This is a genomic window from Mesorhizobium sp. M0139 (assembly GCF_040322455.1).
GTDB lineage: Bacteria > Pseudomonadota > Alphaproteobacteria > Rhizobiales > Rhizobiaceae > Mesorhizobium.
In genome coordinates this window covers 1-14,907 of the sequence record NZ_JAMYTN010000019.1, presented here as the reverse complement: position 1 = coordinate 14,907, position 14,907 = coordinate 1, and the positions used below count along the sequence as shown (strand labels likewise).

Sequence of the window (14,907 nt, the reverse complement as noted above, 5' to 3'; positions counted from 1 at the left end):
GTCAGATTAAGGCCGCAACCGGGCGGCGCGCTTCCTTCGGCTCGGCGACCAAGCCATGCGGAATGCCGCCGATGAAAGCGCACAGCCTGAGCGGTTCCGCCTTTCCGCGAAACGCTGAACCGCTCGGCAAAGCTCTCTCCCTAAGAATGCCCGCCACCTTGCGGCATTGGGGCTGGCTGAGAGACTGACGCCCCACGGCAGATGCGATGTTGCGGTACTCAGCGCCGCGCCAATATCCGGCAGAGCTCCTTCAGGTCCCGGTCGTAGGTGCCCTTGCCGCTGAGCACGCTGGCGCAGCGTTTCTTCATCTTGGCGATCTGGCCGGCCGACATGGCGCTGATGGCAACCACCGCCGGTCGCGTCGGCACCGCCGGCGTGTTGGGATCCCGAGGGCTGGTGGGCGCGGTCGGTGCGCCAATGCCGACTCCGACCCCGGCCGTCACCCCATTGCCCACCCCGACACCGGCGCCGACCCCGACACCGCTGCCGACGGTTGCGCCGACCCCGACCCCGACGCCCGTGCCCACCGATGCGCCGACGCCGGCCGCAACGCCGCTGGTGCCGCCAACCGTAGCGCCGACACTGGCGGTGGTGCCGCTGGTGCCGCCGACCGTTGCGCCGACATTGGCGCCCTTGCTGCCGCCGACCGAGACGCCGACGCCAAGCCCGCCGCCACTGCCGCCGACCGAGACGCCCACCCCACCGCTGCCGCCGATGCCCACACTGAGCCCGCCCGCGCCAGCCGGAAAGCACAAAGCCACGGCAACAGCGCCACCGGCCAAGGCCTTTGTTAAACTTTTAAAGAAATCCATAATGACGCTCCCCGTGTTGGTTGCCTGTACGCAGGTTGAACAGCATCCGTTACCAATATGATTACGCGAGTGTAGCGTTTTTAGTTTCTGCGAGAATAGGTAGTATTGGAAATCGTTGTTATGGCTGCTTGCGGCGATCGGAATATATATTTTGGAATTGGCGGAAAAAATCGAGGATTTGCGGTTAGACTCGGAACCTTAGACAGGCAGGACGAGTGCTTGCATGCGGGAATTTACCGGGCGCATGCCTCAGGCCGTCTTGCGAAGCCGCTTCCTGCGGTGGAGAATGGACCCTCGAGAATGGGCTCGTGCTGAGGAAAGGGGACGATCCAAGAAACCCGCGACGATCTCCACCGATGTCGGGCGCGTTGTGCGCCACATCGTTCCGCTGCTCGCAGTCGACGGCGTCAGCGCTACCCTTGCGGGCATACCTTCGCCCCGTTTGGCGTTTCTGCCCTTTGGATCGGATGCCGATCGTCCGCTGGCGTTTCGATCTCTTCAACTTACGTCGAGTTTCGCAAATCCACTTTGCATCCCGGCTAACGTTCGAAGGGTTCGCCAAGCGAGGCGACACCGTTCAGCCTGAGCAAGCGGCGGTCCGCCGAGATGACACCGAGCACGACGATCGTAACGAGATAGGGAAGGCTGGAAAGCAGTTGCGATGGCAGGTCCAGACCGGTCGCCTGGGCGGCGAGGCTCATCAGCGAAACCGCGCCGAAGAGGCAGGCACCCAGGAAGATGCGGCCAGCGAGCCACGTACCAAAGACAACGAGTGCGATCGCGATCCAGCCACGTCCGGCAATCATACCGTCCGCCCAAAGGGGCGTGTACACCGCCGCCGCATAGGCGCCGGCAAAACCCGCCATCATGCCACCAAAAGCTATGGCCGCGATACGGATAGCGATGACCGGATAGCCGATGGCATGGGCTGCCTTGGGATTCTCGCCGATTGCCCTCACGACAAGGCCGACTCTCGTATAGGCAAACATCGCCCAGATCGCAAACGTCACGGCAAGGGAAAGCCATACGACGACGTCCTGGACAAACAGCCTGCCGACTACCGGGATTTCCGAGAGGCCGGGAAAGGCAAGTTTCGGGAGCCCCTTGACCGTCAAGCTCTCGTAGCTTTTGCCGAACAGCGCCGAAAGGCCCTGGCCGAGAATGCCGATCGCAAGGCCTGTCGCGACCTGGTTTGCCCGGAATCCGAGTGCCAGCACTGCAAAGACGAGGGACAGGACGGCGCTACCGAGGCCGGCGGCAACGAACCCCAGCAGGTGTCCACCGCCGTGGTAGACGACGATGAACGCGAGCACCGCGCCGAGGGCCATCAGGCCCTCTACGCCGAGGTTAAGAACGCCGGCGCGCTCGACCACCAACTCGCCGAGTGCGGCAAGGAGAAAGGGGGTTGCCGCTGCGAGCATGCCCGAAATAATGAACTCGACGGCGTTCATGGCTGGCTCAGGTGATGGGGGCGGCGCCACTCGATGCGGTAGCGCACGAAGGCCACAGCGCCGAGATAGGCGAGCAGCAAGCTGCCTTGGAAGACGCGGACGGCGGCGATCGGCAGGTTTGCCGACACCATCGCATTGTCGCCGCCGATATAGAGGACAGCCATGAAGAGCGCGGAAAAGATGATGCCGACTGGATGCAACCCGCCGAGATAGGCGACAATGATGGCCGCATATCCGTAGCCGGTCGAGATCGAGCGCTGCAACTGGCCGAGCGGACCCGCGACCTCCGCCGCGCCTGCCAGTCCCGCCGCCAAGCCACCGATCAGAAGCGATAGCCAAATCGCACGCCCTTCGCTGAAGCCGGCGTAACCGGCCGCGCGCGGGGCAAGGCCGCCGACCTTGAGCTTATACCCTATGAAGCTTCGCTGCATGAAAACCCAGGCCACCAGCGAGAGCGCAAGTGTGATGAGCAGCGAGACGTTGACACGGGTACCGGTGATCAGGGTCGGCACCATCGCGTCGTTCTGAAACATGACGGATTGTGGGAAATTGAAGCCGGCCGGGTCCTTCCATGGGCCGAGCAGCAAGTAGTTGAGGACTTGCGTCGCAACGAGGCTCAGCATCAGGGAGACCAGGATCTCGTTCGCATTGAGCCTGACGCGCCAGAAGGCGGTGATAGATGCCCAAAGCGCACCGCCGATGGCACCGAGAAGCAGCATCAGCGGCCAGATCCACTGCCCGGTCGCCTGCGGAAACCAGACGGGGATCGCCGAGGCGAAAATAGCGCCCAGGATAAACTGGCCCTCCCCGCCGATGTTGAACACTTTTGCGCGGAAACCGATCGCCAGCCCCTGCGCAATAAGGAGAAGAGGCCCCGCCTTCAGCAGCACCTCCGCGAACGATGCCCAGGAGAGGAACGGCTCGAGAAGCATCGCGTACAGGACGGCCGCCGGATCTCGGCCTATCAGCACGTAAAGGCCCAGATTGAGGATGATCGCCATGCCAAGCGCGACAGCCGGGGCCAGCATGGCCGCGACGAGCGAGGCATGCTCCCGGCGGACGAGCGCGGGGAGGAACGTCGCGGCCCAAACGCTCATGCAGGAACCTTCTCTGGCGAGGCATGTGCTCCGATCATGTATCTGCCGATGTCTTCGGGGCGCGTGTCCCGCGTGACCAGAGGCGGACTCAGCATTCCATGATGGAGCACCTGGATGAAATCGCAGAGTTCGAAAAGTTCCTCGAGTTCCTCGGAAATTACGAGGATCGCCACGCCCAGGTTGCGCAACGCGATGAGCCGCCTTCTGATGGCGGATGCAGCGCCAATGTCTACACCCCAGGTCGGCTGCGCCACGAAAAGCAGTTTTGGCGACAGCATCATCTCGCGACCGACGATGAATTTCTGCAAGTTGCCGCCGGACAGCGAGCCCGCTTCGGCATCCGGGCCGGAGGCGCGGACGTCGTACCGACGGATGCATTCGCTGGTGAAAGCCGTCGCTCCGGCGCTGTTGATGAGGCCGCGCCTCACGAGATCGAAAGGATGGGCGGTAAGAACGGTGTTGAGCACGAGCGACATTTCAGGGACCGCGCCGCGTCCCAGCCGGTCTTCGGGCACGAAGGCGAAGCCAAATCTCCTGCGCGCGGCCGCATCGAGTGCGCCTACGTCGCGGCCCATCATGTAAATCCGGTCGCGTTGTTCCTTCAGCAGCATCGCTTCGCCCGAGATAAGCGCGGCAAGCTCGCCTTGGCCATTGCCCGATATTCCGGCTATGCCAAGAATCTCGCCTGATCGTACCGTGAGGCTGATGCCGGAGAGCGGCGTGGCAAAGGGGTCGTCCGGCGTGTAGTCCATGCCGATTATTTCCAGCCGCTTCTCCCCCTCGGGCATGGCCAACGCGGGCATCACCTCCGGCATGTCGCGGCCGATCATCATGCGGGCGAGGTCGTGCGCATCATAGTCGCGTGGGTCGACGGTGCCGATAACGCGCCCTCCACGCAGGACGGTCGCCTGGTCACAGATCGTGCGAATTTCCTCCAGTTTGTGCGAGATGAACAGGATGGACACGCCGCGGTCGCGAAGGCGCCTGAGCGTGTCGAACAGCTTCTTCACCGCCTGCGGCGGCAAGACCGAGGTCGGCTCGTCGAGAATGAGCAGCTTCGGGTCCGTCATCAGGCAGCGGATGATCTCCACCCGCTGCCGTTCGCCGACCGAGAGCGCGTGCACATCGGCGAGAGGATCCACTTCAAGGCCAAAATCCTGGCCGAGGCTGCGGATGCGCGCCGCCAGCTCCGCCTTGCCGCCGGGGACGACGAGCTGGATGTTCTCGACGACAGTCAGCGTCTCGAACAGCGAGAAATGCTGAAAGACCATGCCGATGCCCCTGCGCCGTGCCTCAGCCGGCGAGGCAAGGCGCAGAGGCTCTCCGTTCCAGACGACGGTGCCTTCGTCCGGCTGTTCAACGCCATAGATGAGCTTCATCAGCGTCGATTTGCCCGCCCCATTCTCCCCGAGGATCGCATGGATCGATTGGGGCGCCACGTCCAGATCGATGGCTTGGTTGGCCCGGATCTGGCCGTAGCTCTTCGAGATGCCGCGGAGCGACAGAAGGGGCGGGGTCATGACTTACTTCGGCAGTGGTGTGGTGACACCCTTGACGTGCCAGTCCATCGCGACGATCTCGGGATCCGCTATCGTCGCACCGGCGGCGGCGGCTTCGCTGCCGTCGGCCTTGGTGATTGGACCTGTGAAGGGCGAGAAGCTGCCGTCGGCGATCTTCGCCGCCACTTCCTTGATCTTCGTCATCGTGTCGGCTGGGATATCTGAGTTCCAGTCCACGACCTCCACCACCTTTTCGGCGACGCCGAGGAAGGTGTTGGCGCCCTTGAAAGTTCCGGCGAGATGGGCATCCACGGAAGCCTTGAAGAAGGGCGACCAGTCTGTCGCGATGCAGCCGAGATATTTCTTCGGTGCATATTTCTTCATCGACGAATTGAGGTTGAACGCGTAGACGCCAGCCTCCTCGCAGGCCGAGATCACGGAGGGTGTGTCCTGCGCGTTCGAGAAGATCACGTCGCAGTTCTGTGCCATCAGCGCCTTGGCGGCTTCCTGTTCCTTGGCCGGGTCGAACCAGGAGTTCACCCAGACGACCGATACCTCGATATCGGGATTTACGGTCTGTGCGCCGAGCGTAAATGCGTTGATCGAGGTGATCAGCTCCGGAATGGCGAAGGCCGAGACGGAGCCGACCTTGCCGGTCTTGGAAAGAGCTGCGGCGGCTATGCCGAGCAGGTAAGTGCCCTGGAAATACTTCGCCGCGAAGGGCGAGAAATTCGGCGCGGTCTGGAAGCCGGAGGCATGCAGCACGGTGACCGCAGGATCGCGGCGGGCGATCTGTAATGCACCATTCTGGTAGCCGAATGAGCCGGCGATCAGGAACTTGTTACCGTCGGCGACGGTCTTGTTCATGATCCGGTCGGCGTCCGGCCCTTCGGCGATGTTCTCGATGACGGTGATCTTCACCTTGTCGCCGTATGCGGCCTTGACCGGCTCGAGGCCGGCGGCGAGCGCATGGCCCCAGCCGACATCGCCGACCGGCGACGGGAGCACGAGCGTGATACCGAGCGGCTCGTCGGCCGCAAAGGCGGGACGGCTGCCAAGCGCGCCGGCAAGCCCTGTCGCGGCAAGGCCCTTCATCAGAGTTCTGCGGGTCAGATAGTTCAGCATGTCAGTTCCCCTGTCTTAAGTTGTTAGAATTCCACCGCGGCAAAGGCGGCTTCCGCGTCCGCAGCAAGCCGGGCCTCGTTCAGCCCGGTAAACGCACCCTTCTCCCAGACGATGCGGCCGTTGATCATGGTCATGTCGGTGGGCATGCCGATACCGACCTTGGCGATCAGGCTCAATGGATCGTGGCGCGTGCCGACATAATCCATGCGGCGCGTGTCGATCGCGAAGAGGTCGGCGCCCATGCCGGGCGACAGTCGGCCGATGTCATTGCGGCCCAGAAGCGCGGCCCCGCCCGTTGTCGCATAGCCGAGGAAATCGACCGGCGCAGGCACGGGATGAGCGCGCGTCGAGGCCGCCAGGCATTGCAGCATGTAGGCGGAATGGATGCAGTGCATGAGGTTGGAGTTGTCGTTCGAGGCAGCACCGTCGCAGCCGAGACCGACGCGCAGGCCAAAGGCGGACATGGCGGGAATATCAGTCACCTCCGCACCCACCAGATAGACCGGCTCCGGGCAATGCGAGACACCGGTGCCGCTCGCCGCCATCAGCCGCAGTTCGTCATGCGTCAGCTCCCAGCAATGGGCATAGAAAGTGTCTCGGCCGGCAAATCCGAGGTCCTCGAGATAGTCCACCGTACGCATGCCATGGCGGGCCTCGATGATCGGGCTTTCGCCCTCGCCGACATGGGTGTGCATCCGCACCCCGCGATCACGCGCCAGCGAAACCGATTCCACGAAGGTCTCGCGGTAGCAGTTGACCGGCTGGCAGGGAGCGACCACGACCTGACGCATGCTGAAGGGACTGGTGTCGTGATAAGTGTCGATGAGGCGTGCGCAGTCGGCAATGAATTCGTCCGTGGTCTCCAGCATCTCGTCTGGAATGGTCGAGCCTTCCGATTTTGGCAGCGTGTTGCCGCCGCGGCCGGCATGGAAACGCATGCCGAGAAGATCGGCCGCTTCGAACTGCCGGTCGATGAGCCGTTTTCCGGCATGGCGCGGAAAATTGTACTGGTGGTCGAAGGCCGTTGTGCAACCGTGCTTTATCAACTCTGCCATCGCCGTGATAGAGGCGTGGTAGAAACAATCCTCGTTGAGCCGGGAGAAGATCGGATAGATCCGGTCGAGCCATTCGATGACCGAGAGCTTCGTCCAGTCGAGTTCGGCACGGTTGCGCATAAAGCACTGAAAGAAGTGATGGTGCGTGTTGACGAGGCCGGGATAGACGAACCAGCCGTCGGCATCCTGCACGATAGTACCGGCCGGCAACTCGCTTCTGTGCAGGCCTTCGCCGATTGCCTCGATCTGCGGGCCATTCGTCAGCACATCGACATTGCGCCGGACGCTCGGACCCCTGCCCTCGTCGGTGATGACCGCTGCGCAATTCTTCAGGAGATAGCCGGTCACCTCACGCCTCGTCCAGCATGGGTCGCGGTTCGGGCTTCAACTCGTGTAGCCGGTGGATACCGGGCATCTCGATGAAATTGTCGAGGCTGCGGAGCGCTCGCGACCAGAGCCGGATCGTGGGATACGGATCGAGGGAAACGCCACCGTCGGGCGCGAGCGCGACATAGGGAAAGCAAGCAATGTCGGCAATCGTCGGCCGGTCGGATGCGAGAAACCGATCGCCACGCATTTTTTGTTCGAAGAGGCCGGCTTCCAGCTCACGTAGTGCCGCTATGCCATTGGCCTGAAGCGCACCGATGTCACCGGGGCGCAGCAGCATCTCATGCAGGCGCGCGCCGCCGAGGTTGGCGGTCAGCCTGTGCGAGAAGGAAAGCCATTGCTGGATGCGCGCCGTCTCCTCGGGGGCGCCGCTGCCGAGCCAGGCCGGTGCTGCCTTCGCGGCGAGATAGCCAAGCATGGCGGAAGACTCGGTCAGGATCAGGTCGCCGTCTTCAAGGATCGGGATGGAGCCTCCCGGATTAAGCGCCATAAGCTCGGGGCCACGATGCTCGGCGCCGGGATGGAAGTCGACCGGGCGGATTTCGAGCTTCACACCTGACAGCGTCGCCATCAGGCGCACCTTGTAGCAACTTGGGGAGAGGATGTAGTCGTAAAGCTTCACTGTGCCACCAATTGCGCGCCGTAGGTATAATTGTGGCGCTTCAGCCAGCGGCGATAGGCGACCGAGGTCAGGTCGGCGCGCGTCGGGATTTCCATGCCGGGATCGAGCGGCAGAAGACGCGGGATCTGGTTTTCGAGGATCGAGCGGTCCTGCAGGAAAATCGTCTGCTGGAAATGGATGAGGTCGGTCTGTGGCGTCTCGTCATCGAAAAGCGCCATCCACGGCCAGACGTCGCAGAGATCCTCGGCAAGCGGTTGGACGAATAGCGTAATGACATCCCATTCGCCCGGGCGCGGCGGGCAGGTCTTGTAGAGGACTGAGCAGGTCGGAGCCGGCACGCGGTACATGTATTCCGTCGTGATACCTCCGCTCGCGGATTTCGCCGCCTGCGGCTGGTAGAACTTCACCTGGGTCGCCCAGACCTCGTCCTCTTCCTCGCGGATCTCGACCTTGTAGTTTTCGACCTCGGTATGCGGCTCCGAGCCGAGGATGTCGGTATGGACGAAGGGGAAGTGTGCGATGTCGAGGAAGTTCTCGACGGCGCGGAGCGGCGAGCAGCGCACCCGCACCACGCCGACATCGACGAAGCGGCGCCCGGGCTGGTCTGCCTCGGGAATTGGGAAGACCGGTTTCTTCGGTTCGCCGAGCGACGACCAGATATGGCCATAGCGCACCGAAACCGGCAGCACGCGCCCGTTTTCGCCTGTCACTTTCGCCGCGCCATCGGCGTCGAGCGCAACCTTGATCGGCTCGTCCATCAGGGTGGTCTCGCGCCCATAGCGGTCGAGCCGGCTGAAAAGCCCGACCGGATACCATTCGTCGCGCATCGCATCGTCGATCATGGCACAGCCCCTTTCGCCTCGATCCCTTCGGCCATGCGCCGAAGGCTCTCGGCGGCTCGCGAGGCGGCGATGCGCTCGGACGCATCGCAATCGGCTGGAACAAGGACGTGGATCAGCGTCTCGCCGGCTTCCTGCGGGATAGGCACCAGGCGGATTGCCGGCGCGCCGGGCGCCTGCCAGACGTATCCTTCAACGGTGGCCTTCGTACCGGCAGCGACCGAGAGTGCCGAACATCCGGCGCGGGCCGTCAATGAACGGAGCGGGACGTAACCCTCAAAAAGGGGTGGCTTGCCGTCAGGCTCTCCATCAGCGACCCAGATGATCCCGCCCGCCTCTTCGACCAACCGGGTCGCAACGCGAATCGTCTCCGGCGGCGTGAGGCTGGGATGGGCAGGAATGCGCAGGCACTGACCGGCCTGCGAATAGGTCCAGCCGTGATAGATGCAGGAGAGCGCCTCGCCGCGCACGAAGCCATGGGAGAGGCGCATGCCGCGATGCGGACAGCGATCCGCCGATGCCGCCAAGCGCCCCGATTGGCTTCGCCAGAGGGCAATGGGACCGGCGGGCGTCCGCCCCGGCATTACCTGTCCTGTTGGCAGATCCTGGGAAAGGGCGACCGGCACCCAGGTGTCCGTCTTGTCGGACAGCATGACCTTACTTTCCGTACTGATACTACTGTTTCCCGACCAGAGAGATGCCGGCGCAAGGAGTTGGCGAACCGCTCGATGCGGCTGACGTATGCATAATTATTTCGCAATTGCAATATTGATTAAATTAAGTGCAAACGGAGGGTAACCACACGCAAAGCTATATGTTTTTTTGCTCGACAGGCGCGCGGTCGATCGTCTCGACCCAGACTTCAATGGGCCCAAGCGAACATCCCATCTCCATCATGTCGATCAGTTCCGCCGCACCGGCAATATCGAGTTCGATGCGATCGGTGCTTGCATGAGCGATGTGGTGCGCGAGACCGAGCTTGGCCGCATGGCGCATGATCCAGGGCAGGAAGGACGCGGGTTCGAGGTGGCCGCGAATGGTCATCCGCTCATGCAAGCGGTGTTGACTTTGCTTCATCACGAACGGAACGCGCGCCTTGGTGTCACGGTCAGCAGCATAGCGTCTGACTGAACGGGCGGAAGTGGTAATCGACGCGCCAATAACACCGAATATCGACTGATCGCCCGTGCCTAGACCCGGGCACTCATGCATGTCGCCCAGAAGTGCCGAGGTTGTGGGACAACGACATGCATTAAACAAAGACTTCAAGCGGTCGCATGAATCCGTTTCAGCGCGACGCGCTTTAGGGTTATCTGAGCTATTGTAATGCATCGGTAAGTTGGCGCACCCGACAGGATTCGAACCTGTGACCTCTGCCTTCGGAGGGCAGCGCTCTATCCAGCTGAGCTACGGGTGCCTTCAGGGAACCTGAAAACGAACCAGCCGATAGGCCGGCCAGCCACGGCTTCTTAGCGGAAGCCGGCGCGGGCTTCAACGGGCAATTGGCGTGGCGATATTTTCGAAGCCACGTCGCGCGGCTCGGCAACTTCGCGTCCGCCTTGCAGCCTCAGCCCGGGACTCACCCCGCCACCTCCACCTTCGCCACCCGCCTGCGCACCCTGCGCGGCGCCCGCTTCGCCTTCTTCGCGCCGGTCAGTTCGTGCATCGCATCCAGCTGCATCTGCTGCATTTCGGCCAGCCGCGTCCATTGGCGCGAGATCAGATAGTCGAGCTTTTCGTGCAAATGGCGCACTTCCAGCTCGGCTTTCAGGTTCACCCGGTAGTCGTTGAACGAGCGCAGGCGGTCCTTGGCCTCCGTCCGTCTCTGGCTCATCATGATGATCGGCGCCTGGATGGCGGCGATACAGGAGAGCAGCAGGTTGAGCAGGATGAAGGGGTAGGGGTCGAAGGCGCTGCTCACGCCCGCGATCAAATTGATGCCGATCCACACCGCAAGCACGCTGCCGAACGAGATCAGGAACCACCAGCTGCCGCCGAAAGCCGCCATGTTGTCGGAGACGCGGTCGGCGAACGAGCGGTGCTCCTCGAACTCCTCTTCCGAGTTTTCCGAAATCGTGTCCTGCCTGGCGATCGATTCGACCACCTGGCGGTCGAGCTCGGAGAATTCGCCATGCTCCTGCTGCAGCAGCTCCTCCATGTAGCGCATGCGGTAACGGCCGAGCTCCTCCCGGCTGATGCGGGCGCCGCGCGGCAGGTCGGGATGATCGGAGCGGATGCGGTCGGCCAGGCTCGGCCTGAGGTCGTCGATGCGCACCAGGTCACGCTTGCGAAACTTTCTACCTGATATCGCCGACGGTTTTCGCTTCGGCTTCAGGCGGCCATGGGGTTCGGAGTCCGGCACATCGGGCGCTTCCAGCGCCTCGTCGGCAACCAGTTCGGCGTCGTGGGCGGGCGGCGCCTCGAAATACTCGCCGCCGCTGTCGTTTTCATTGTCGGCCTGTTCGGATGGTTTTGGGCTCATGATGCCGGCTCCTGCTGTCGCGCCCACGATACGCCAAGGCGAGGCGGCATAGCCACTGTGGCGGTGAAGATTGGGGGCTTGTGCATGCTTGTGATGAATGCCTGCTGCAATTGCCTGTGGCAGCGCAGCCCCCCGGGGCCTCGCTCGCCTGCTGCTCGGCAACCAGACCGCCGAAGTGCTGTTGCCGACGGAGGTCGCGCCTGCTGCAGAGTTAAGATGAGGCAGCGATCCTTCACGACCCCCCTCTGTCCTGCCGGACATCTCCCCCTCAAGGGGGGAGATCAGATGTCGCCATGGCTTCGCCAAACACGAAAAAGAGGCGAGACGCCGAAGCTGCTAATCTCCCCACTTGAGGGGGAGATGGCCGGCAGGCCAGAGGGGGGTGCTGTCCCGCCGGCGTTTCAGAGTTCCTCCACCCAACGACGGGTTCTATTGCGGCGGTAAACCAGGCAACTGCGACCCCTGCGCCGGCAAACCAGGCGGCGGCAGGCCGGGCGACGCGGCCGGCTGATCTCCCGCAAACATCAGCCGCGTCTTCGTATCGGCCATGGCGGGCGACAGACTGCGCTGGATCAGCGCTTCGACATGGTCGTTGCGCTGCCTAGCGCTGTCGGCGCCCATCACCACCACGATCAGATGCCGGCCGTCGGCATTGTAGGACGTGACGATATTGTAACCGGATGCCCTGATATAGCCGGTCTTGATGCCGTCGACGCCGCGCACCCGGCCGAGCATGTCGTTGTGGCCGCGCACCAGCCGGCCGCGGAACATGAAGTCGCTTTCGGAGAAATAGTGGAACTGCTGCGGGAAGCGGGCGCGCAGCGCCATCCCCAGCGTCGCCATGTCGCGCGCCGATGTGTGCTGGCCATCGTCGGGCAGGCCGGAGGCATTGCGGAAGACGGTGCTGCTCATGCCGATCTGGCGCGCCTTGGACGTCATCATGGCGGCGAACTGGTCCTCCGAGCCGCCGAGATATTCGCCCACCGCCACCGCCACGTCATTGGCCGACTTGACCACGATCGCCCGGATCGCCGAATCGACATCGATGCTCTCGCCGCGCTTGAAGCGCAATTTGGTCGGCGGCTGCCGGGCGGCATTGTCGGAGACCGGAATCTGCGTTTCCTTCGAGACGCGGCCGGACTCCAGCGCCTCGAACAGCAGGTACAGCGTCATCATCTTGGTCAGCGACGCCGGATAGCGTTGCGCCCTCGAACTGACTTCGAACAGCGTCTTGCCACTGCCGGCATCGACGACGATGGCCGCATATTTCTCCTGCGGCGCCGGCACCGCCAGCACGCTGTCGGGCGGTGCGGTGGTGCTGCAGCCGGCCACGAAGACAAGCAGCAGGAGGGCTGCGAGAAATTTCTGGGCGGGGGAGGGGAAATGGAAATTTGGCAAGTCAAGTCCGGCGTTGCTGAGAGGGCCGGAACCTAGCCTAACCCATTTTGTTCGTCCATTTGGTTAACGGCGGAGCTGCCGATGACGCTGCCAATCTCCCCCGCAAGGGGGGAGATCAGATGTCGCTTCGGCTTCGCCAACCATCGGCGCTGAAACGGCAACCTCCCGAAATCGCCTGCTTCCTGTCCTGTTTTGCCTGCGGGGTCGCGGTGCTGCTATAGAGGCGGCAATTGCTTGGGGGATTTGACAATGACCGGTGACATCGGCGCGGCTGCGCCATCTCTTATCAGGGCTTCGCTCAGCCGCACCGGCAAATGGGCCGGCAGCGTCGCTTTCATCGGCGGCGCCGCATCCGACATCCTCAATCCGCTGGCGCCGTTCGCCGCCTATATCGCGCTGGTCGCTTCGGTTGCCGCCGCCATCATCGCCATTGCCATCGTTCTGCGGCTGGTGCTGGCCGCCAAGGCGCTGCCGGTGCTGATCTTTGCCACCAGCGCTGCCGCCGTCGCCGGCGGCGTCTATGGCCTGCAGCAGCAGACCAATTCGCAGAACGGTGTGATCGCCGGCCTGGTGCCGGCCATCGCCCAGTTGCAGCAGCAGCTGGGCATCGTCTCGGCCAGGGTGGCCAGGATCGAGCAAACGGTAACCGAGACGAAGCTGACGGTCGACCAGGTCAAGCAATCGACCGACGCGGTGGCGAAGAAGACCGAGGAAATTGCGTCGACCCAGCAGCAGCAGGCTGAGCAGGGCGCGCAGACGCAAAAGTCGGTAGAGGCCGTCAAGCAGACGACCGAAACGCTTGCTGCCGGCCAGCAGAAACAGGCCGAGCAGGCCGACAAGCTTCAGGCGACCACCGAGCAGATCGCCGCCTCGATCGACACCATCGCCAAGGGCTTTGCCGCATTGGCCGCGCAGGGCGGGGCGATCGCCGAGCCGAAGCGGCCGGATGAATTCTACCACAATGCCCGCGTCTACGAGCTTTCCGGCGACATGCTGAATGCGCGGCGCTCCTATCTCGCTTTCGCCGGTTTCGACGTCGACGCCGTCGATCCCTACACACGCTTCGCCACCCTGCTGCGCGTGCAGGACGGCAAGGCCGGCGCCCGCGAAGTGTTCGGCGCCCTGGCCGACAAGGCCAAGGCGCTGTCGATCAAGCTGGTCCATATCCTGCAGTTCGACGATGCCCAGCGTCTCGACAAGCTCAACGCCTTCATCGCCGCCAATCCGGATTTCGCACCGGCCTATTACCTGCTCGCGCAGGAGTTTTCCGAGGATCGCCTCGGCGTCCAGTCGCTGTCCGACAAGCGCAGCGAGGCCGAGGCGCTGACCAGGTTCGTCTCCTATGAAAAGGAAGGCGGGCTGCTCAAATATTTCGTCGACCAGACGCAGCTCGCCGACTGGCTCGACCGCAGCCGTACCCGCCTGACGGCGCTTGGCGACGTGCTCGACCCAGCACGCTTTGCCCCGACGCTGACGCCGATGCGCTCCAATGCCGGCTGGACGATCTCCATCTCGCTGCCCGAGGCCGCGACCGGCATTTCCTGGCGCATGGGTGTGTCAGGTCCGTTCACCGACACCGGGCTGATGGCGATGAACGACCAGCGCACCGGCAAGCCGATGCCCAATCCGAGCTTCGAATTGCCCGACAGCACCACGGCCACCACCATCGGGGTCAAGTATCTCGATCTCAGGGGCCGCGAGACCGGGCCGTTCAACATAAGTTTCGATCCGGACGCAGCGCTGCAACAGGGCAACAAACAGATCCTCGACCAGTTCTGGACGTCGTGGATCGCCTTCGACGCCAGCGGCAATCATGGCCTGGTCTATTTCTCCCAGATGCTGTCGTTCCGCTGCGGCATCAAGGAGGTGCGCTACAGCCTGAACGGCACGGCGCTCGACAGGGAGATCAAGCTGCCGCCTTGCGACAAGAAGGACCCGTACGCCATTCCTTATGACTACCAGCCTTACTTCAAGGTCGCCGACAACGTGACGTCGATGGCGGTGCAGGTCACCTACACCGACGGCACCAAGTCGCCGGTGCGCGAGTATAAGCGGCAGTAGGCGCCCACCCTCCCCCATGTGGGGAGGGTCGATCCGCGTAGCGGATCGGGGTGGGAGTCTTCGTAGGGCGCTACCCCCC

General features: G+C 63.2%; 13 protein-coding genes and 1 tRNA gene. 1 reads left to right on the top strand and 13 read right to left on the bottom strand.

From position 1 onward, the window contains the following. Positions 1–218 precede the first annotated feature (218 nt). From NKJ58_RS26600 to NKJ58_RS26540, 13 genes are all read right to left on the bottom strand, one after another. Positions 219–812, bottom strand: coding sequence for a hypothetical protein (locus tag NKJ58_RS26600; protein WP_286461242.1), 594 nt, complete (start codon positions 810–812; stop codon positions 219–221). A 539-nt stretch (positions 813–1,351) separates the two neighbouring features. After that, positions 1,352–2,263 carry an ABC transporter permease gene (locus tag NKJ58_RS26595; RefSeq protein ID WP_023710456.1) on the bottom strand — a complete coding sequence of 304 codons (912 nt, stop codon included), beginning with the start codon at positions 2,261–2,263 and terminating at the stop codon, positions 1,352–1,354. Continuing rightward, positions 2,260–3,360 (bottom strand): ABC transporter permease, encoded by a 1,101-nt coding sequence (locus NKJ58_RS26590; protein WP_023683613.1) that lies wholly within the window; start codon positions 3,358–3,360, stop codon positions 2,260–2,262. Before NKJ58_RS26590 ends, NKJ58_RS26595 begins: the two co-directional genes overlap by 4 nt. Beyond that, complete coding sequence (locus tag NKJ58_RS26585; RefSeq protein WP_352854170.1) at positions 3,357–4,880, bottom strand: ABC transporter ATP-binding protein; 1,524 nt, start codon at positions 4,878–4,880, stop codon at positions 3,357–3,359. Before NKJ58_RS26585 ends, NKJ58_RS26590 begins: the two co-directional genes overlap by 4 nt. 3 nt (positions 4,881–4,883) lie before the next feature. Then, positions 4,884–5,981, bottom strand: coding sequence for a BMP family ABC transporter substrate-binding protein (locus NKJ58_RS26580; RefSeq protein ID WP_196814159.1), 1,098 nt, complete (start codon positions 5,979–5,981; stop codon positions 4,884–4,886). A gap of 26 nt (positions 5,982–6,007) precedes the next feature. After that, positions 6,008–7,387, bottom strand: coding sequence for an amidohydrolase (locus NKJ58_RS26575; protein WP_023739726.1), 1,380 nt, complete (start codon positions 7,385–7,387; stop codon positions 6,008–6,010). A 1-nt stretch (position 7,388) separates the two neighbouring features. Further along, complete coding sequence (locus tag NKJ58_RS26570) at positions 7,389–8,048, bottom strand: glutathione S-transferase family protein (protein WP_023699368.1); 660 nt, start codon at positions 8,046–8,048, stop codon at positions 7,389–7,391. After that, on the bottom strand, positions 8,045–8,890 hold the full coding sequence (locus NKJ58_RS26565; RefSeq protein ID WP_023689146.1) for an aromatic ring-hydroxylating oxygenase subunit alpha: 846 nt from the start codon (positions 8,888–8,890) through the stop codon (positions 8,045–8,047). Before NKJ58_RS26565 ends, NKJ58_RS26570 begins: the two co-directional genes overlap by 4 nt. Beyond that, on the bottom strand, positions 8,887–9,540 hold the full coding sequence (locus NKJ58_RS26560; RefSeq protein WP_023689147.1) for a Rieske 2Fe-2S domain-containing protein: 654 nt from the start codon (positions 9,538–9,540) through the stop codon (positions 8,887–8,889). Before NKJ58_RS26560 ends, NKJ58_RS26565 begins: the two co-directional genes overlap by 4 nt. Before the next feature lie 157 nt (positions 9,541–9,697). Next, on the bottom strand, positions 9,698–9,964 hold the full coding sequence (locus NKJ58_RS26555) for an acylphosphatase (RefSeq protein ID WP_023689148.1): 267 nt from the start codon (positions 9,962–9,964) through the stop codon (positions 9,698–9,700). Between the two features lie 263 nt (positions 9,965–10,227). Further along, a tRNA-Arg gene (locus tag NKJ58_RS26550) sits at positions 10,228–10,304 on the bottom strand. Between the two features lie 162 nt (positions 10,305–10,466). Beyond that, positions 10,467–11,369 carry a DUF1003 domain-containing protein gene (locus NKJ58_RS26545; RefSeq protein WP_023703727.1) on the bottom strand — a complete coding sequence of 301 codons (903 nt, stop codon included), beginning with the start codon at positions 11,367–11,369 and terminating at the stop codon, positions 10,467–10,469. Positions 11,370–11,798: 429 nt separating this feature from the next. After that, positions 11,799–12,767 carry a D-alanyl-D-alanine carboxypeptidase family protein gene (locus NKJ58_RS26540; protein ID WP_023689149.1) on the bottom strand — a complete coding sequence of 323 codons (969 nt, stop codon included), beginning with the start codon at positions 12,765–12,767 and terminating at the stop codon, positions 11,799–11,801. A gap of 249 nt (positions 12,768–13,016) precedes the next feature. Between NKJ58_RS26540 and NKJ58_RS26535 the strand changes: the two genes are divergently transcribed. Beyond that, complete coding sequence (locus tag NKJ58_RS26535; RefSeq protein ID WP_352854167.1) at positions 13,017–14,828, top strand: methyl-accepting chemotaxis protein; 1,812 nt, start codon at positions 13,017–13,019, stop codon at positions 14,826–14,828. Positions 14,829–14,907 lie beyond the last annotated feature (79 nt).